This window comes from uncultured Desulfovibrio sp., from assembly GCF_944324525.1.
Lineage (GTDB): Bacteria > Desulfobacterota > Desulfovibrionia > Desulfovibrionales > Desulfovibrionaceae > Desulfovibrio.
Genome location: NZ_CALUWS010000023.1, coordinates 32683 through 48251 on the forward strand (window position 1 = coordinate 32683; position 15569 = coordinate 48251).

General features: G+C 64.7%; 12 protein-coding genes. 6 read left to right on the forward strand and 6 right to left on the reverse strand.

What is annotated here, in order from left to right; genetic code table 11:
• The first annotated feature begins 34 nt into the window (after nucleotides 1–34).
• The 3 genes from Q0K12_RS07450 to Q0K12_RS07460 all read left to right on the forward strand — a co-directional run bounded on the left by Q0K12_RS07450 (nucleotide 35) and on the right by Q0K12_RS07460 (nucleotide 4576).
• A complete protein-coding gene (locus Q0K12_RS07450; RefSeq protein ID WP_297261583.1) occupies nucleotides 35–1780 on the forward strand; it encodes a glycosyltransferase in 1746 nt (581 codons plus the stop codon).
• A gap of 8 nt (nucleotides 1781–1788) precedes the next feature.
• Entirely contained in the window at nucleotides 1789–3189 is a 1401-nt protein-coding gene (locus Q0K12_RS07455) for a glycosyltransferase family 9 protein (RefSeq protein WP_297261585.1), read from the forward strand.
• 517 nt (nucleotides 3190–3706) lie between these two features.
• Complete coding sequence (locus Q0K12_RS07460) at nucleotides 3707–4576, forward strand: hypothetical protein (protein WP_297261587.1); 870 nt, start codon at nucleotides 3707–3709, stop codon at nucleotides 4574–4576.
• Between the two features lie 104 nt (nucleotides 4577–4680).
• On the opposite strand, the gene Q0K12_RS07465 is transcribed toward Q0K12_RS07460, so the two are convergent.
• On the reverse strand, nucleotides 4681–6456 hold the full coding sequence (locus tag Q0K12_RS07465; RefSeq protein ID WP_297261589.1) for a formate--tetrahydrofolate ligase: 1776 nt from the start codon (nucleotides 6454–6456) through the stop codon (nucleotides 4681–4683).
• A gap of 149 nt (nucleotides 6457–6605) precedes the next feature.
• On the opposite strand from Q0K12_RS07465, the gene Q0K12_RS07470 reads away from it, so the two are divergent.
• On the forward strand, nucleotides 6606–6890 hold the full coding sequence (locus Q0K12_RS07470; protein ID WP_297261591.1) for a hypothetical protein: 285 nt from the start codon (nucleotides 6606–6608) through the stop codon (nucleotides 6888–6890).
• Nucleotides 6891–7025: 135 nt separating this feature from the next.
• The gene (locus Q0K12_RS07475; protein ID WP_297261593.1) at nucleotides 7026–7451 is read left to right on the forward strand and encodes a hypothetical protein; all 426 of its coding nucleotides are present in this window, start codon (nucleotides 7026–7028) and stop codon (nucleotides 7449–7451) included.
• Between the two features lie 207 nt (nucleotides 7452–7658).
• On the opposite strand, the gene bioA is transcribed toward Q0K12_RS07475, so the two are convergent.
• The gene (gene bioA / locus Q0K12_RS07480) at nucleotides 7659–9764 is read right to left on the reverse strand and encodes an adenosylmethionine--8-amino-7-oxononanoate transaminase (RefSeq protein ID WP_297261595.1); all 2106 of its coding nucleotides are present in this window, start codon (nucleotides 9762–9764) and stop codon (nucleotides 7659–7661) included.
• On the reverse strand, nucleotides 9761–10729 hold the full coding sequence (bioB, locus tag Q0K12_RS07485) for a biotin synthase BioB (protein WP_297261597.1): 969 nt from the start codon (nucleotides 10727–10729) through the stop codon (nucleotides 9761–9763). The genes bioA and bioB overlap by 4 nt, the downstream gene beginning before the upstream one ends.
• A gap of 159 nt (nucleotides 10730–10888) precedes the next feature.
• On the opposite strand from bioB, the gene Q0K12_RS07490 reads away from it, so the two are divergent.
• Nucleotides 10889–11593, forward strand: a complete 705-nt coding sequence (locus tag Q0K12_RS07490; protein WP_297261599.1) for a Crp/Fnr family transcriptional regulator — start codon at nucleotides 10889–10891, stop codon at nucleotides 11591–11593.
• A 259-nt stretch (nucleotides 11594–11852) separates the two neighbouring features.
• On the opposite strand, the gene Q0K12_RS07495 is transcribed toward Q0K12_RS07490, so the two are convergent.
• The 3 genes from Q0K12_RS07495 to Q0K12_RS07505 form a co-directional block, all read right to left on the reverse strand.
• Nucleotides 11853–12251, reverse strand: a complete 399-nt coding sequence (locus tag Q0K12_RS07495) for a MucR family transcriptional regulator (RefSeq protein WP_297261601.1) — start codon at nucleotides 12249–12251, stop codon at nucleotides 11853–11855.
• Nucleotides 12252–12380: 129 nt separating this feature from the next.
• Nucleotides 12381–13139, reverse strand: coding sequence for a DUF4851 domain-containing protein (locus Q0K12_RS07500; RefSeq protein WP_297261603.1), 759 nt, complete (start codon nucleotides 13137–13139; stop codon nucleotides 12381–12383).
• A gap of 42 nt (nucleotides 13140–13181) precedes the next feature.
• Nucleotides 13182–15569: tetratricopeptide repeat protein (locus tag Q0K12_RS07505; RefSeq protein ID WP_297261605.1), on the reverse strand; the 2388-nt coding region annotated here is incomplete at its 5' end.

The following is a 15569-nucleotide window of genomic DNA, read 5'->3' on the forward strand; positions in this document are numbered from 1 at the left end:
CGAAGATCCCGCCCCGGCCGCAGCGGCTGCGCAAATGCCGCTGCGGGTCGAGGCGGTCAGGGATGACGGCCGTCCTGTCGATATCCGCGTGGAGCTTGCCGGGCGCAGCCTGACCATGCTGGGCCCCGGCGGCCCCCGGCGGGAACTGGATATCCTGCGTCCGCTGTTCGCCGAAGCGGGGGCGGCGTCCGACGCCGGGGCGGTATCCCTCGATGGCCTGCCCGTGCTGCTTGGCTGCGGCATGGGCCATGCCCTGCATGCCCTGCTCGAGCGTACCGTCGGGCCGGTGGCCGTGGTGGAGAAGGAAGAGGCCATACAGCAGGCGAGCGGCGTGCTGGCGGCGCTTGCGCCCGCGCAGCGTCAACGGGTCTTCGTGGTGCGCAGCGCCGACCCGGAGCAGGCCCTGCGGGAGCTTTCCCACTGGCAGGCCGGGCAGCGGGGGCTGCGCTTCCTCCCTGTGGCTCTGCCCTTCTATCTGCGGCTGGACCGCGCGTATTACGGCTATCTGCGGGAACAGCTCTCGGCCAGCGAACATTTTGATTTCTGGCGGCGCGCCCGACAGCCCCGTTTTCGCGGCGGCACGCCCCGGGTGCTGCTGCTGGCCAGCAAGTATTTCCTCATCGGCGAGGTCATCGGCGCCTGCAAGACGCTGGGCATCGAGTATGAGCTGCTCCAGATCGAAGACGAGACGCTGGCGAGGTCGGACTTCGTGCAGCAGCTCCTGCACGCCGTGCTGACCTTTCGGCCGGACTGCTGCATCACCCTCAACCACATGGGCGTCGATGTGGAGGGGGTGCTCATGGACTTGCTGGCCCGGCTGGAACTGCCGTTGGCCTCCTGGTTCGTGGACAATCCGCACCTTATCATCCACCTTTACAGCCGCTGCATCAGCCCGTGGACAGCCCTGTTCACCTGGGATGCCGACAATGTGGAGAGTCTGCGGGCCACCGGCTTCCAGCATGTCTCCTATCTGCCGCTGGGGACGGATCCGCAGCGTTTTTGCCCGCAGGCCGCGGCTGGCGCGCCGGCTGCCTGGCGCAGCGACGTCTCCTTCGTGGGCAATTCCATGATCTACAAGGTGGGGATGCGCCTCAAGAAGGGGCATTTTCCGCGTGCCCTGCTGCTGCCCTTCTATCGCTGCGCCGCCGCCTTCATGGCCAGCGACACGCGTTCCGTCGCCGATTTCCTGCGCGAGGACATGCCCGACGTTTACGCCCGGTACATGGCCCTGCCGGACAATGAAGCCCGCCTTGCCTACGAGACCGCGCTGACCTGGCAGGCCACGCGCCTGTACCGTAACGGCTGCGTCCGCGAGCTGCTGTCCTTTTCGCCCCTCATCGTGGGGGATGGCGGCTGGAACATCGAATTCCGGCATGATGCCCGCAAGCCGCGCCTGCTGGATCCCATCACCTATTACACGGATCTGCCGCGCTTCTACCCCTGCTCCGCCATCAATTTCAACTGCACCAGCAAACAGATGAAAGGCGCGGTCAACCAGCGCATATTTGACGCTCCGGCCACAGGGGCCTTTGTGCTGACCGACTGGCGGCCGCAGATGGACGCGCTTTTCGAGCCGCACGAGATCGCCTGTTATCATGACAAGGAAGAGATCCCGGAGCTCGTGCGCTACTATCTTGCCCATCCGCAGGAACGGCAGGCCGTGGCCCGCGCGGGGCGTGACCGCGTGCTGCGCTGTCATACCTGGGCGCATCGTCTCAAGGATATGCTGGACGAGATGCGCCGCATCTACGCCACCCCGACCGCCGGCGCGCCACGCTAGTTCCGCCCATGTCCACCGCGCTCGTCCTGCAGATGCATCGCCTTGGGGATCTGATCCTCAGCTTTCCCCTGCTCCATTATCTGCAGCGGCACACCGCCTGCAGCAAGACGTGGGTCGTGGCCGAGCCCGCCTTTTTTCAGCCGCTTCTGCCGGTGGCGCCGTCCGCCACCTTTTTTCCCGCCGCTCAGGGGGAGGCCCTTGCCGCCTCCCAGTCCTTCGCGCTGGGGATCAACCTCAGCTCCCGGCCGGCCTCGGCCCGCATACTGGGCGGCATGCAGGCCGGGCAACGCCTCGGCCTGTCCGAACAGGACGGCAGCCTGCATGTGTACGGGTTCTGGCAGCTCTACCGGCAGGCCCTCACCCAGAACAACCGGGGCAATCCCTTCCACTGGTCGGATCTCAATGTGCTGGACCTTGCGCCGGATGCCGACATCCATGTCATCGGCCATACCCTGCCCCGCCCGGCGGGGACGGGACGCGTGGGCCTTGTGCTCGGGGCCAGCGAAGCCGCCAAGCATCCCTCGTCGCATTTCTGGGCCCGCCTTGCCCGCCGTCTTGCCGCCAGCGGGCATATGCCGCTCTTTCTGGGCGGTGAGGCGGAAAAGGCGCTCGGCAAGGAGACCGCCCGGCTCAGCGGCCTGCCGCAGGCCGACCTGTGCGGCAAACTGCCGCTGGATGCGCTGGTCGGCGTCATGCGGCGGCTGGACCTGTGCATCACGCCGGATACCGGCCCCATGCATCTGGCCAGCTGGCTGGGCGTGCCGGTGCTCAATCTTTCCCTGGGGCCTGTGCATGCCCGGGAGACCGGTCCCAGCTCGCCGGGCCAGTGGGTGCTGCGGGCGGCCATGAGCTGTACGGGCTGCTGGCAATGCCGCCACGGCAGGCTGGGCTGCCATGCCGCGTTTTCCGCTTCCGCCGTGGCCCGGGTGGCCGAAGCCGTCATGCGGCATGGCGACGGCCTCCTTCACCAGCCGCCTGCCCTGCCCGCCGGGCTGGAGCTCTTTCGTACGGAGCGCAACGATCTCGGCCTGCATCAGCTGCGTCCGGTGGGGGCGCGACGTTCCTGCGTGCGTGGACTGCTGGAAGATTTCTGGCAGGCTTTCTTTCTGGCGCTCTATCAGCCTTCCCGTCTGCCGTTGCTGGAGCCCGCCCTTGCGGCCCTCGCGGCCTCGCCCCTGCCGGTATCCCGACTCATGGAGGGCCTGCACGCCATCTGCGCCGCCTGTGCGCGCCATGTTTCCGGCAAGGCTCCGCTGGCGCAGGATTTCTGGCGCAGCCACCCGCCCATGCTGCGTCTGCTGGCGGGCTTCTGCCAGATGTGGCTGGAAAATGCCCAGGCGGATCCACACCGGCAGGCCAGCCTGCTGCATGATCTGCACACGCTCGTTACCCAGTTGAAACGGCAATAGGCGGCGTGCATATGAGGCGATGCTTTGGGGAGATACTTGCCGCAAGAGGATCGCCGTGCGCACGAATCGCAGCCGCCGCCTCGTCTCTCGTCCTTGCGTCCCTTTCTTGTCCTGCCGTTTTTTGCGGCTGTCTTACGTCCTCTGCCGTCATTTTTTCTTCAAGACTGCCTTCTCCGGCAAATGATCGGACATTATCTTCCAGGATTTTGCCCTGGACTACCTTCCGCCGGAATCGCAGAGCGTTTTGCCCTTTGAAAAGAGCAAAACGCGAGGCGGCGGCACAGCGCCGCCCGGCCCGAACCAGGCGGGAAAACCACATTTTTTCCGTGAAATGACAGCCATATGGTTTGAGCACATAGCGTTGTTAACGGAAAATGCTCTCAAAGGGGTTGCCATGAAGTTTTTATGCCTCCTCCTTGCCGCCGTCCTCCTGCTTGGTCAGACTGGCCATGCCGCCGCCATGAGCTGCATGTCCGGAGATTGGTCAATTTCACTGCCCTTTCTTTCCAGCAGGTTCATGAGCTTTCTTGATACCATCACCTTCTCCCTCTCCTGGGAGTGTGCCCGCATGGCGGATCACGTCCCGCCCCTGCCGCCGGAGGCCGACAAGATCTTCCAGGCCGCCCGCGCCCTGGAAAAACGCGGTGACCTCACCCAGCGGGAAAAGGGCGAGGTCTTCAACGGCTACAAGAAAGCCGCGGCAATGGGCCACTGGAAAGCCATGAACAGCCTTATCGACTGCTATTTGAGCACGACGGCAGGTTCCGAAAAGGCACTGGAAGTCGCGGACAAACTCATCGCCATGAACGTGCCCAGCGGCTGGTATGCCCGCTACCGCATAGAGCGAGACATCGACGCCCTCCGCAAGGCCGCGGAGCTCGGCGAGCCCAATGCCCTGTACAAGCTGGGCATGTCGCAGGGGTGTGATACTCTTGGCATGCGTTACCTGATCTGCGCCGTGCGCCAAGGCCACGGAGAGTCTGCCTACAAGATCGGCACCTATCTGGAGATGTTTGGTAACTATTATATGGCGGTGGAATATTTCTACCGGGCGGTCTCCCTGGGGCATTACATGGCCGCGCTCGAACTGTCCGGCGTCTTCCATCCTGAGTACGCGCCAGATGACTTTGATCATAATCTTGGCTTTCAGGTCTCCTCCTCGCCCGAATTGCACGACGCCTTTGCCAACTACTATCGCCTGTTGAAGAAAGAACCCGGCACGCACCTTCCAGACCTGTTCAAAAAACATCCCTTGCCGCCTAATGCTGCCATGACCCGCGAACAAAGCCGCGCCATGCCCTCCCCGCTCAAGGACGCCTTCGGCGGCAAATGGCCGGACGAGATCTACCCGGACCTTGCGCCGGACTACCTTCCCCCGAAGCTGTAAAATATGAAAGGGAGCCTCCCTGCAACAAGGAGGCTCCCTTTCGTATCAGTCTGCCGTGGATGTACTTCAGTCAGCGCATTTGCCCTTTTCAAAGGCAAAATGCGCTAAAACAGGCCGATGACCTGACCGGTCTCCACATCCACGTCCACCTTGCGGAAGGCCGGACGCGAACCGGTGCCGGGCATGAGGCTGATGTCCCCGGCCACGGGGACGACCAGTCCCGCGCCGCCGTAGAACAGGACGTCACGCACCTTGAGCCGCCAGCCGCGCGGGGCGCCCTTGCGGCTGGGGTCATCCGAAAGGGAATACTGGGTCTTGACCATGCAGACGCCCAGCTCGGCGGCGTCCGGCCGTTCCTGCAATTCCGCCAGCCGGCGGGCCGCGTCCGGGGCGTAATCCACGCCGTCCGCACCGTAGACCTGGGTAGCGATGCGCTCCACCCGCTCGGCAAAGGGCAGGGACCAGTCGTACAGGGGTGTGAATTCGCTTTTTTCATTGCAGGCGTCCAGCACGGCGTCGGCCAGCTCCAGCGCGCCGTCGCCGCCCTTGCCCCAGTGCCGCGAGACGGCCACCCGCGCGCCCGCGGCCTCGCAGGCCCGGCGCACCGCCGCGATCTCGTCCGCCGTATCCGAGGCAAAGGCATTGATGCAGACCACCGGCGATACCCCGGCCCGCCGCACGATGCCGATGTGGTGCAGCAGATTGGCGCAACCGGCCTCCACCAGCCCCACGTCTTCCCGCGTATAGGCGTCGGGCAGGGGGCGGCCCGGCATGGGCTGCGGCGCGCCGCCATGATTCTTGAGGGCGCGGATGGTGGCCACGATGACGGCCGCATCCGGCACGAGACCGCTGATGTGGCACTTGACGTTCCAGAATTTTTCAAAGCCGATCTCCGCGCCGAAGCCGGATTCCGTCACATGGATGTCGCTCAGTTTGAGGGCCACGCGGTCGGCGATGATGGAGCTTTGCCCCAGGGCGATATTGGCAAAGGGCCCCGCGTGCACCAGCACGGGCTGGCCTTCGATGGTCTGGATGAGATTGGGCTTGGCGGCATCCACCAGCCAGGCGGTCATGGCTCCGGCCACTTCCAGATCCGCCGCCGTGACGGGGTTGCCGTCGCGGTCGCGCGCCAGCACCATGCGGGCGAGCCGGGCCCGCAGATCGGCCAGATCCCGCGCCACGGAAAGGATGGACATGACTTCCGAGGCGGCCGTGATGTCGAAGCGGGAGCGCATCATGAAGCCGTCGTTGCGGCGGCCGCTGCCTTCCATGCCGATGATGATGTTGCGCAGGGACTGGGCGCAGAAGTCCATGGCCCAGCCCATGTCCACGCGGGTGGGGTCGATGTTGAGACGCCGCATGCCGGACAGACGGGCCAGCGTGGCGTCGTCATAGTTGCGCTCGTGCTGCATGCGCGCGGTGAGGGCCGTCATGGCCAGATTGTGCGCCGCGGTCACGGCGTGCATGTCCCCCGTGAAGTTGAGCGAATACGGGGTCAGCGGGATGCACTGGGCCAGCCCGCCCCCGGCGGCGGAACCCTTCATGCCCATGGTCGGGCCGCCGGACGGCTGCCGGATGGCGGCCGAGGATCGCTGCCCGCGTTTGGCGAGGCCCTGCACCAGGCCGATGGTCGTGGTGGATTTCCCCTCGCCCAGCGGCGTGGGCGTGATGGCCGTGACGTCCACATATTTGCCGTTGGGCCGGTTCTCCAGCCGCCGGAGTACGGCATGTTGCTCCACTTTTGCCATGTAATGCCCGTAGGCCAGCACCTCTTCCGGCAGGAGGCCGAATTCTTGCGCCACGGTCCCGATGGGCTTCATGCGCTTTTCCGCATCCTGGGCGATTTCCCAGTCAGGATGTTGGGTAGGATCAAGAACCATAGGCAGGGCCCTCCTTTGCTGGAAGTGTTCGTGAAAATCTTTCTTGCCGATGGCGGAGGCTCCGTAGGCGCTGCTCAGGCATCCGCCTGCCGCTGTCCATCCGCGTGGATGCGCCGCCGCATCCATTGCGCGCAGGACGCCGCCGCGACATGCAGACAGAAAAATATCCCAAAAACGACAGGAAACATCAGCGCAAGCGAGGAAAGAAATTCCTGAATGTCCGTCGTATACTCTTCAGACGGCGACAAGACAAAGCGGCAGAACTCCCCCGGCGACATGCTGAAATTTTCCGCAGGCAAAAAAAAGACAGCGGAGAGACGAAAACAAAAAAGGCACTGGTATGCGGCGCATCCAGCCACGTTTTTTTCGGCGGCAAGAAAAAGGGCAAGTGCGGTATAGCCGTACGACACAATGCCTGCATCAACTCCCAATAAGATTTTATCCGTTTCGCCGCCTTGACGGAAGCGGATGAGGAAGTTTATTGCGCGGGTGAATGGCGGACGACATCACGGATATGCCGTCCCTTCCCTTTTGCCTTGCCGACGGATCTTTTACGGGAGCCCTGCCCTATGTCCTCAGACCTCCGGCCTGCCGCCACATCTTCTCTTTTCGCCGACGCCCTGTGCTGTGAACGGCGACAGGGCCGCCTGCATCTGCGGCTCGATCTGCTGCCGCAGGGGCGGGACTGGCTGGCCCTGCTGCATGGCGGCGCGGCGCACATCGGCGCAACGGCGCTGGCTCTGCCGCCGCGGGAACATGCGGCCGGTGAGGAGGCTGCGCTGTCCCTGGGGCGTCCCGGACATCGGGAAGCCGAGCTGGCCCGGCAGGTCGCCGCACGGCTCGCGCAGGCCGCCGGTCGCGCCGTCTGCTGCTGCGCGGGCATCCATTATGCGGCCATCACGCCCGAAGAGATCCGGGACGTCCTGGGCCTTGTGGACGAACTGACCGACGAGGCCGTCCGTCATCTGCGGCAGCGGGAGCAAGGCGGGGCGTGATGCTCGTTGACGCCCGCTCACGCGACCGTGCCCCTGTCGCTGGCGCGTCACGCCGTAACCGCCTTTCGTCATACCTGTTCAGGCGACTGCGTGTCGTGTGGGAAGCAGGAATGCCCGACAGAAACGGCTTGCCCCTGCCGGGGCGTGTTGACCCTATCTCCTGTTTGTTTGGGGAGAAGGGAAGCGACCGAAAGGCAACCACAGCCCCTAGTTCGGCAGATGCACGTCCTGCCGTACGGCATCGACTACCGCGTCGCACAGGCGGGCGAGGTCTTCCGGCGGCGTCACATAGGGCGGCATAAGGTAGATCAGGCGGCCAAAGGGGCGTATCCAGACGCCGCGCTCCACAAAAAAGGCCTGAAGCCGGGCCACGGGGACCGGTTCCGTCGTTTCCACCACGCCGATGCCGCCCAGAACGCGCACGTCCGCCACGCCCGGCAGGCCCGCACAGGGGGCCAGCCCCTGCCGCAGTCCCTTCTCGAGCATCTGAACCTGAGCCTGCCAGTCCCCTTCCCGCAGCAGCCGCAGACTGGCCAGCGCCACGGCGCAGGCCAGCGGATTGCCCATGTAGGTCGGCCCGTGCATGAAGACGTTCCCGTCCCGGCAGATGCCTTCCGCCACCTGTTCGGTGCAGACGGTGGCGGCCAGCGTCAGCACGCCGCCGGTGAGGGCCTTGCCGCAGCAGAGGATGTCCGGCGTGACGCCCGCCCGTTCAGCGGCGAACAGCGTCCCCGTACGCCCGAAGCCCGTGGCGATCTCGTCAAAAATGAGCAGGGCCCCGGCTTCGCGGCAAAGCTGCGCCAGTCCCCGGAGGTAGTCGGGATGGTAGAACCACATGCCCCCCGCCCCCTGCACCACCGGTTCCAGGATGACCGCCGCCACCTCGTGTCCGTGTTCGGTTAGCTGTTGCCGGGCATCGTCCAGACTGGCGGGATCAAAGGGCTGGTCAAAACGGCAGCGGGGCCGTTCCATGAAAAGCTGTTGCGGCAGCATGCGCGCAAAGAGGCTGTGCATGCCGGTGACAGGATCGCAAACGCTCATGGCCCCTGTGGTGTCGCCGTGATAGCCGCCGCGCGGCGTCAGAAAGCGCGTGCGCCGCGGCTGCCCCATGCCCTGCTGGTACTGCAGGGCCATTTTCAGGGCCACCTCCACGGCAACGGAACCGGAATCAGCGGGAAAGACGCGCGCCAGCCCCTGCGGCAGCATGTCGAGGAGGCGCTCGGCCAGCTCCACGGCGGGCGCATGGGTCAGACCGCCGAACATGACGTGCGGCATGCGTCCGGCCTGCGCCCGCAGAGCGGCCAGCAGGCGCGGATGATTGTAGCCGTGCACCGCCGCCCACCAGGAGGACATGCCGTCCACGAGCTCCCGTCCGTCCGCCAGCACCAGCCGGTTATGGTGGCTGCGCTGGGCCACAAAGACCGGCAGCGGCTCGATCGTCGAGGTATAGGGATGCCAGAGGACCTTCCTGTCCCGCCGCACCAGTCCTTCCGCCGTGTTGGGCGGCGTGCGCAGCAGCGCGGCCAGAGCCTGCGCCACGGGGCGGACGGCCTGCGCGAGCCGTTCCCAGCCCGCAGCGTTCAGCCGTACCCACGGCAGCACGGCCACGGGGATGCCTGCGGTTTCCAGCCGGGCACGCAGCCAGCTTTCGTTATCTGCCAGAATGGCTTGCGTCGCCTCGTCCGGCGTGGCGAGCGCATCCGGCGGCGGCGTGAGCACAAGCCCCGCCGTCACAAGCCCCCTGTCCCGCACGGCATCCAGGGTGAGCCGTATCTGATTGAGCGCCCCCAGTTCGTTTCGGGCCACGATGACCACCGGCGCGGCCAGCACGGCCATGAGATCGAGGGTATCTTCCTGCTCATTGAAGGGGACGCGCAGGCCGCCCGCCCCCTCCAGCAGCAAGGCGCACGATCCGTCTCCGTCATGCAGAGCCATGAGCGAACGCCAGTGCGCTTCGATATCCTGCCGCAGCCCGGCGACCGTGAGCCGTGCGTCTTCGCGAGCGGCCGCCAGATGCGGCGAAGCAGGCAGCCGGAAGCTGTGCAGCGTGGCCGCGGGCGGCAGCGGGCCCGGCGGCAGATCCTCCACGGCCTGCGCGTAGCGGGCGGCATCGCCCTCGCGGGCGGCGTCCGCCACCCCTGTTTGTACGGGTTTGACGGCCTGCACCGCCAGACCGGCATGGCGCAGGGCCCGCAACAGCGCGGCCGTGGCCACGCTCTTGCCCACATCCGTCCCTGTCCCGCTGATGAAGACGGCCGCATCGGCCAGCGCACGGTGGGACAAGCCGTGAGCGTTCATGTCAGGAGCGTTCATGGTTGTGTGACCTCCAGACCGGCCGCGGCGATCATGGCGCAATCCCGCTCCACGGCGCAACCGTGCGTGGTCAGATAATCGCCGGTCATGAGGGCATTGGCTCCGGCGCGGAAGATCTCCGCCTGGCGCTCGCCCAGCGTTTCCGGACGGCCGCCGCAGATGCGGAGGGTCGTGTCCGGCAGGATATGCCGGAACAGCGCGATGATGCGCAGGGCTTCGCCGGCCGGGAGCGGCTCCCTGTCGCCAAGGGGCGTTTGCGGATGAGGATGCAGAAAATTGATGGGCACGCTGTCCACGCCCAGCTCACGCAGGCTGAAGGCGAGCTCCACGCGGTCCTCCCAGCTTTCGCCCAGTCCGAAAAGACCGCCCGTGCAGACGGAAAGCCCGGCTGCCCGCACATGCTGCGCGGTGGCGTAGCGCTGCTCCCAGAGCTGGGTGGTGCAGATCCGCGGATAATAGCTGCGGGACGTCTCCAGATTGTGATGGAAGCGCCGCACGCCTTCGTGGGCAAGTTCCCGCAGGGCTTCAGGGGCCAGCCGGCCGAACGAGGTGCAGACCCGGCGGCGCACCGCTTCCGGCAGCTGGCGCAGTACGGCGATCACCTGTTCCAACTCTTCCTGCTGCAGCGCGCCGCCGCTGGTCACGATGCCGATATGCCGCACGGGCCAGCGGGCCAGATCCAGGATACGCCGGCGCAGCACAGCCGGCTCCAGCAGGGGAAAGGTGTCGATGGGCGTCTGATTGTGGCGGCTTTGCGAGCAAAAGCGGCAATCCATGCCGCAATTGCCGCTACGGGCATTGATGATGGCGCACAGGGAGATCCGCTTGCCGAAGGCGGCCTGCCGCAAGCGTTCGGCTCCGGCAAAAAGTTGCGAGTCCGGCAGGCGCAGCAGATCCAGCGCCTGCTTGGGCGTGCTGACGGCGGCGGGCAAGGGGTAAGAGACAGCAGGAGAAAGATGTGGCATACTCGTACCGGCACGGATGAGACAGTGGCAGAATCAACACCCTGTTTCGTACGTCATGCCTTTCCTTTTGGCAAGGACGGATGGCCCCCGCATCCTCTGTGCGGAGCGCATCGCCCGGGAGGCGCACAGGCCGTGTTACCAAAGACGTTTGGAGATCCCATGCCCCAGCCTGTTTCCAGCGGCATGATGCCGCCCTTTGAGACGACGCTTGCCCGAACCGGGCGCATCGAGGGCCTCAATCCCTGCTGGGAAGAGGTGCTGCATCTGGCGACCCGGCGCGAATTTGAAAAGGATGCCGTCATTCCGCATACCCGCTGGCGGGGCATGTACTACCTTTCCCGCGGGGCCGTCGCCCTCTCCTATATTGCGGCCTGTGGCCGCGAACGGCTTACCCTGCGCGTCGTGCCAGGCTGTCTGTTCAATGAGGCCCGCACGGTCTCGAGTTTTGAACCGGGCGTGGTTTTTCAATGTCTTGAACCTACCGAGATCTGGCGCTTTCCGGAGGGCTTGTTGCAGGATGAGGCCTTTCTGTCCGCCCACCCGCGGCAGGTCGCCAGCCTGCTGCACTCCATGGGCATCAAGCTCCTCATCCACTACACCTTTCTGGCGGATATGGGCACAGGCAGCCGGGAATCCCACGTCTGCCGCTTCATCCTCAACCTGTCGCGGCAAAACGGCAATGCCCTGCGCTTTCCCTGTCCCATGCGCCAGCAGGATGTGGCCGCCCTGCTCGGCATCCACCGGGCGACGCTGGCCCGCATCCTGCGGCAACTTCGGGAAAAGGGCATCATCGGCGCGTTTTCCTGCAAGGAGGTCATCATCCACGATGCCCGACGGCTGGAAGAGCTGGCCCTGAACAACTAGGGTATTTTCAGTTTGAAACGCTGTGCGTTTCAAACCATATGGCCTGACGTTTCGCGGAAAAAACGCGGTTTTTCCGTTCACGTTGGGCTGGGCGGCGCTGTGCCGCCGCCTCGCATCTTACCTTTTTCAAAGGCAAAAAGCTCTAACAGGCCCCAAGCCATGCGTTGTTGCCGGTGTGGCGGGCCAGCTGGGCCCGCATGAAAAAAGAGGAAGGAAGCCCAAAGAGCCTCCTTCCTCTTTACGTTCTGTACAGGGAAAACTAGTCGGCCTTGCGACGCTTTTCCCAGAGCTTCATATCCTTCATCTTGCGGCGGCGTTCCCGCTGCAGGGCCTTGCAGATGAGCGGCGCATCCTTCTTGAAGCCCCACTTCTCGCGATAGGCGGCGGCATCCATGCCGTGGGAGGCCAGATGACGGCGGGTCAGGATTTTGAAGGTCTTGCCGCACTCCAGACAAGTCACGGATTTTTCCTTGACCGACTTGCGGGCTTCGATCACCAGATCGCCGCCGTCAAGCTCCGTCGGGGCGTCGCCTTCGGCCACGCAACGAATACCTTGGGCCAGCTTTTGAATGAAGGACGTGATCTCGTCCTCACTCATCACACGCACACTGGCTTGTGCACGCGCAATTTCCAGTGCTTCCTTCAAATAGTCGTCCATGCCTTAACCTCTTCGTAAAATGGGAGTCTTTGCCTGAGGCAAAATGATGTTCAGTCAATGACTTACACGGTCGAGGTGTGGACGTCAACTTGTTTCCCCCGCCAAAAGGCCGCCGTTTTGCAGGCGTCTTTACCGCCTGACGGAGAAGTCATTGAGGAAAACGGTTCCCCAGAAACGTTCATCCAGATACTGCCAGCGGATTGCTCGCAGATATTCCTGATGGATCTCCTTGGGCGTCGCCGGCGAGAGGTTGACTTCAAAGGCCTTGCGGGCCCGATCTTCAAAGGCGGGGATCACGTCGGACATGCCGTAAGGAACGCTGGTGAGGGACACGAAGCCTTCCGGCAGGGGCTCACGATATTCAAAGATGATCTTGCCCTTGTTGAAGTCGGTACGGCAGGCAAAGACGCGAGCGATCCAGCGGCGGGCCGGCTTTTCCTCATCCTTTTTCACGGAATCGCCCTGCGGGTGCATGAACGGCTGGAAGGCGTCACGGGATTCGCTGACCATATAGGTGCAGGTCTCCACGCCGAGGCCGTTGAGCACATCCGCCCCCTCATGGATGGCGAACGGATGGTAGAGAGCGTTGTTCCAGTTCCACGGATCGTCCAGTTCGCCCTGGGCCACGATGGCCAGGGGGCCATTGCCGTCGGCCTTGCCGTAGATGGCGATCCAGGCTTCGACGTTCAGGCCGCCGAGCACGCCCGTCTCGGTCAGGGACGAGCGCCCGAAACCGGCCGCCAGCAGAGGAAGCTGTTTTGCCGTCGCCGAAAAGGCCGGACGGGAGGTGGAGACATAGGTCGTACCGGACATGCCGCGCTGTTGCGCGGCCGTGCAGCCGGCCAGGACAAAAAGCAGCAGCGCCACGCAGGACGTCAGGAATTTCATGAAAGCGTACCTCCTCCTCAGGAACGTTCTTCCTGAGGAAGTTTAAGGATTGGCCGGGGGATTCCCGGCAGGCGCGGCGGCATTGCCGTTGCCCTGCGCCGGGGCCGGCGCTCCGGCCGATCCGCCCGGCATGAAGTCCTTGAGGTCGCGGGAGACCTCGAAAGTCCGCAGTTCGCTGGCGGCCGCCTTGCCGAAGGGCGAGTCGGGGAAGCGCTTGACCACATCTTCCAGCAGGAACTGGGCCCGCGTATTGTCGCCCAGCTTGCGGTAGAGGCGAGCCTCACGATAGCGCAGGCCCGGATATTCCGGAGAGTTGGCATCCGGGACATATTCGCTGTAGCGCTTGACCCACTCCAGCGCCTCGGGGACACGGTTGGCCACTTCGCAAATGTCCATGAGCGCGCCGATGGATTCCTTGATGCGCTCGGGATCCGCCTTGTCGGAGCGCTCATCCGCCAGCTGCTGGAAGAGCTCGATCACCTGCTTGTTGTAGGTGTAGGCATCGCCCACATCCTTGCGGACCTCGGCATCCCGCGCGAGGAAGTAGGTCGCGTAGGCACGCTGGTACAGCGGGATGTCTTTGCGGATGGCGAGCTGCCGCCAGCGGGAAAGGGCCGCGCCGGAAAGTCCCAGATTCTGGGCCGAGAGCGCCGTGGCGTATTCCAGCTGGGAACGCAGCTGCGGCCGCAGGGGCCAGCCGGCGACGATCTTGGACAGGTCCAGGATCTTGTCCCAGGCCCCGGCCTTGAGGTAACGGTTGAAGTATTCGGTCAGGGCCAGCTCGCCGTAGTCAGGATCCATCCTGGTGGTCAGGAAGGCCCCCAGCAGCTCCAGCCCCTTGGCTTCGTCGCCGCGTTCCATATAGCCCTGCGCCAGCGCATAGCGCATCTTGGGATCAAGTTCGCCGTACCGTTCGCGCACCAGCGGGAATCCGTTCCAGAGGAGCAGGATGCGGCGGTAGTTCTGTTCCGCCAGCGCATTGCCCAGCTCGCTCTGGAAAGCCGTCCAGATGATGTCGCGCGCCTGCGGCACGCCGGGATGTTCGGGATAGCGGTCGATGAAGTCCGCCGCGCTGCCCATGGCCTGGGTGAACTGCTTGTCCCAGAGCAGCCACATGGCGTACTTGAGGCGGGACAGGATGCATTCCGGCGAGGTCTCCGAGGCCTCCATGATCTCCCGGTAGACCCGTTCGAGCGGCGTGTCTTCCGCCGGGCGGGCAAACAGGGCGCTCATCTGCTCGTAATTCAGCGGGCCGTCGTAGATCCCCTTTTCCGCCAGACGCAACTGGCTGACCCGGCTGGAACTGACCCCCGGCCAGAGCTTCATGATGCGCTGGTACATCAGGGAGGCGGCGTTCCATTCGTTGCCGCGGGTATAGTTGTCCGCCATCTTGAGCAGCAGGTCGTTGTTGCCGTCGCGCTGCGGCTGCAGGTTGACGAAGAGCCAGTAGACGTCCATGGCGGCGTCGTTGCGGCGAAGGGCCTCCAGGTTCTCCGCCTGCACCAGCAGGAAGTCCGTATCCTTCAGATAGCAGCGCGGCCAGCGCTTGTTGACGAAGTCCATGATGACGCTGGCGTCATTATGCCGGCCCAGGCGCACCAGCGCCTTGCCCAGCCCCATGGAAGCCTCTTCCATGGAGGCGCTTTCGGGATAATTTTCCAGCACCGTCTTGAAGGCTTCGGCCGCATCTTCATACATTTCGCGCTTCAGCTGCTCGCGGCCCAGCTCCGTCATGGAGTCGGCCACCAGCGGGGAAAGCGGATATTGCCGCAGCAGCGCCAGCATGTTGGCCCGCGCTTCATCCATGTTGCCGACGCGCAGATTGATGCTGCCCAGCCGGGCATAGGCATCCGGCGCGCGATCATTGCGCAGATCGGCATTGAGGGCCTCGCTGGTGGCGGCGACGATGGCGTCATAGCCTGCCTGCGGCTTGTCTTTGTACAGTTCCCACAGGCAGTCGCTGATGCCGTACAGCACTTCCAGCCGCCGGTCACGCTTCAGCTGCGGCTGATCATACAAAACACGCAGCTTGGTCAGGGCATCTTCATACTGTTGCGCTTCCATCGCCTTGGTGGCTTCCTGCCACACGGCTTCGGGGTCGATGGGCTTTTCGACGGGATTCCCCTGCTCGTCCACATAGATGACTTCGCGCTTGGATTTGCCGTTCTGACCTGCGCCGGCCGCCGCATCACCGGCGGCAGCCCCCTGCGGAGCGGTCGCGTCCGCGCCTGTAGGCAGGGGCGGCAGTTCAGTAGGCGTCGGGGCGGGCATCATCTGCCCGGCGGGGGCCGTTTGCCCCGGTGCAGGCTGGCCCGGCATGGGGGCCTGCCCACCCATGGGCATGGTTTGCGCGGGCTGAGCGGCCGGTACGGGAGCCGCGCCCTGCGCGGGCGTCATGGGCATACCCGGTGCGACTTGCCCCGGGACGGT

Bases quoted from the DNA above. Each gene is read 5' to 3' on its own strand.
- Q0K12_RS07470 (WP_297261591.1), top strand. From the start codon at position 6,606: ATGCAGACAGAAAAATATCCCAAAAACGACAGGAAACATCAGCGCAAG.
- Q0K12_RS07490 (WP_297261599.1), top strand. From the start codon at position 10,889: ATGCCCCAGCCTGTTTCCAGCGGCATGATGCCGCCCTTTGAGACGACG.
- Q0K12_RS07460 (WP_297261587.1), top strand. From the start codon at position 3,707: ATGAGCTTTCTTGATACCATCACCTTCTCCCTCTCCTGGGAGTGTGCC.
- Q0K12_RS07495 (WP_297261601.1), bottom strand. From the start codon at position 12,251: ATGGACGACTATTTGAAGGAAGCACTGGAAATTGCGCGTGCACAAGCC.
- bioA (WP_297261595.1), bottom strand. From the start codon at position 9,764: ATGAACGCTCCTGACATGAACGCTCACGGCTTGTCCCACCGTGCGCTG.
- bioB (WP_297261597.1), bottom strand. From the start codon at position 10,729: ATGCCACATCTTTCTCCTGCTGTCTCTTACCCCTTGCCCGCCGCCGTC.
- Q0K12_RS07475 (WP_297261593.1), top strand. From the start codon at position 7,026: ATGTCCTCAGACCTCCGGCCTGCCGCCACATCTTCTCTTTTCGCCGAC.
- Q0K12_RS07455 (WP_297261585.1), top strand. From the start codon at position 1,789: ATGTCCACCGCGCTCGTCCTGCAGATGCATCGCCTTGGGGATCTGATC.
- Q0K12_RS07500 (WP_297261603.1), bottom strand. From the start codon at position 13,139: ATGAAATTCCTGACGTCCTGCGTGGCGCTGCTGCTTTTTGTCCTGGCC.
- Q0K12_RS07450 (WP_297261583.1), top strand. From the start codon at position 35: ATGCCGCTGCGGGTCGAGGCGGTCAGGGATGACGGCCGTCCTGTCGAT.
- Q0K12_RS07465 (WP_297261589.1), bottom strand. From the start codon at position 6,456: ATGGTTCTTGATCCTACCCAACATCCTGACTGGGAAATCGCCCAGGAT.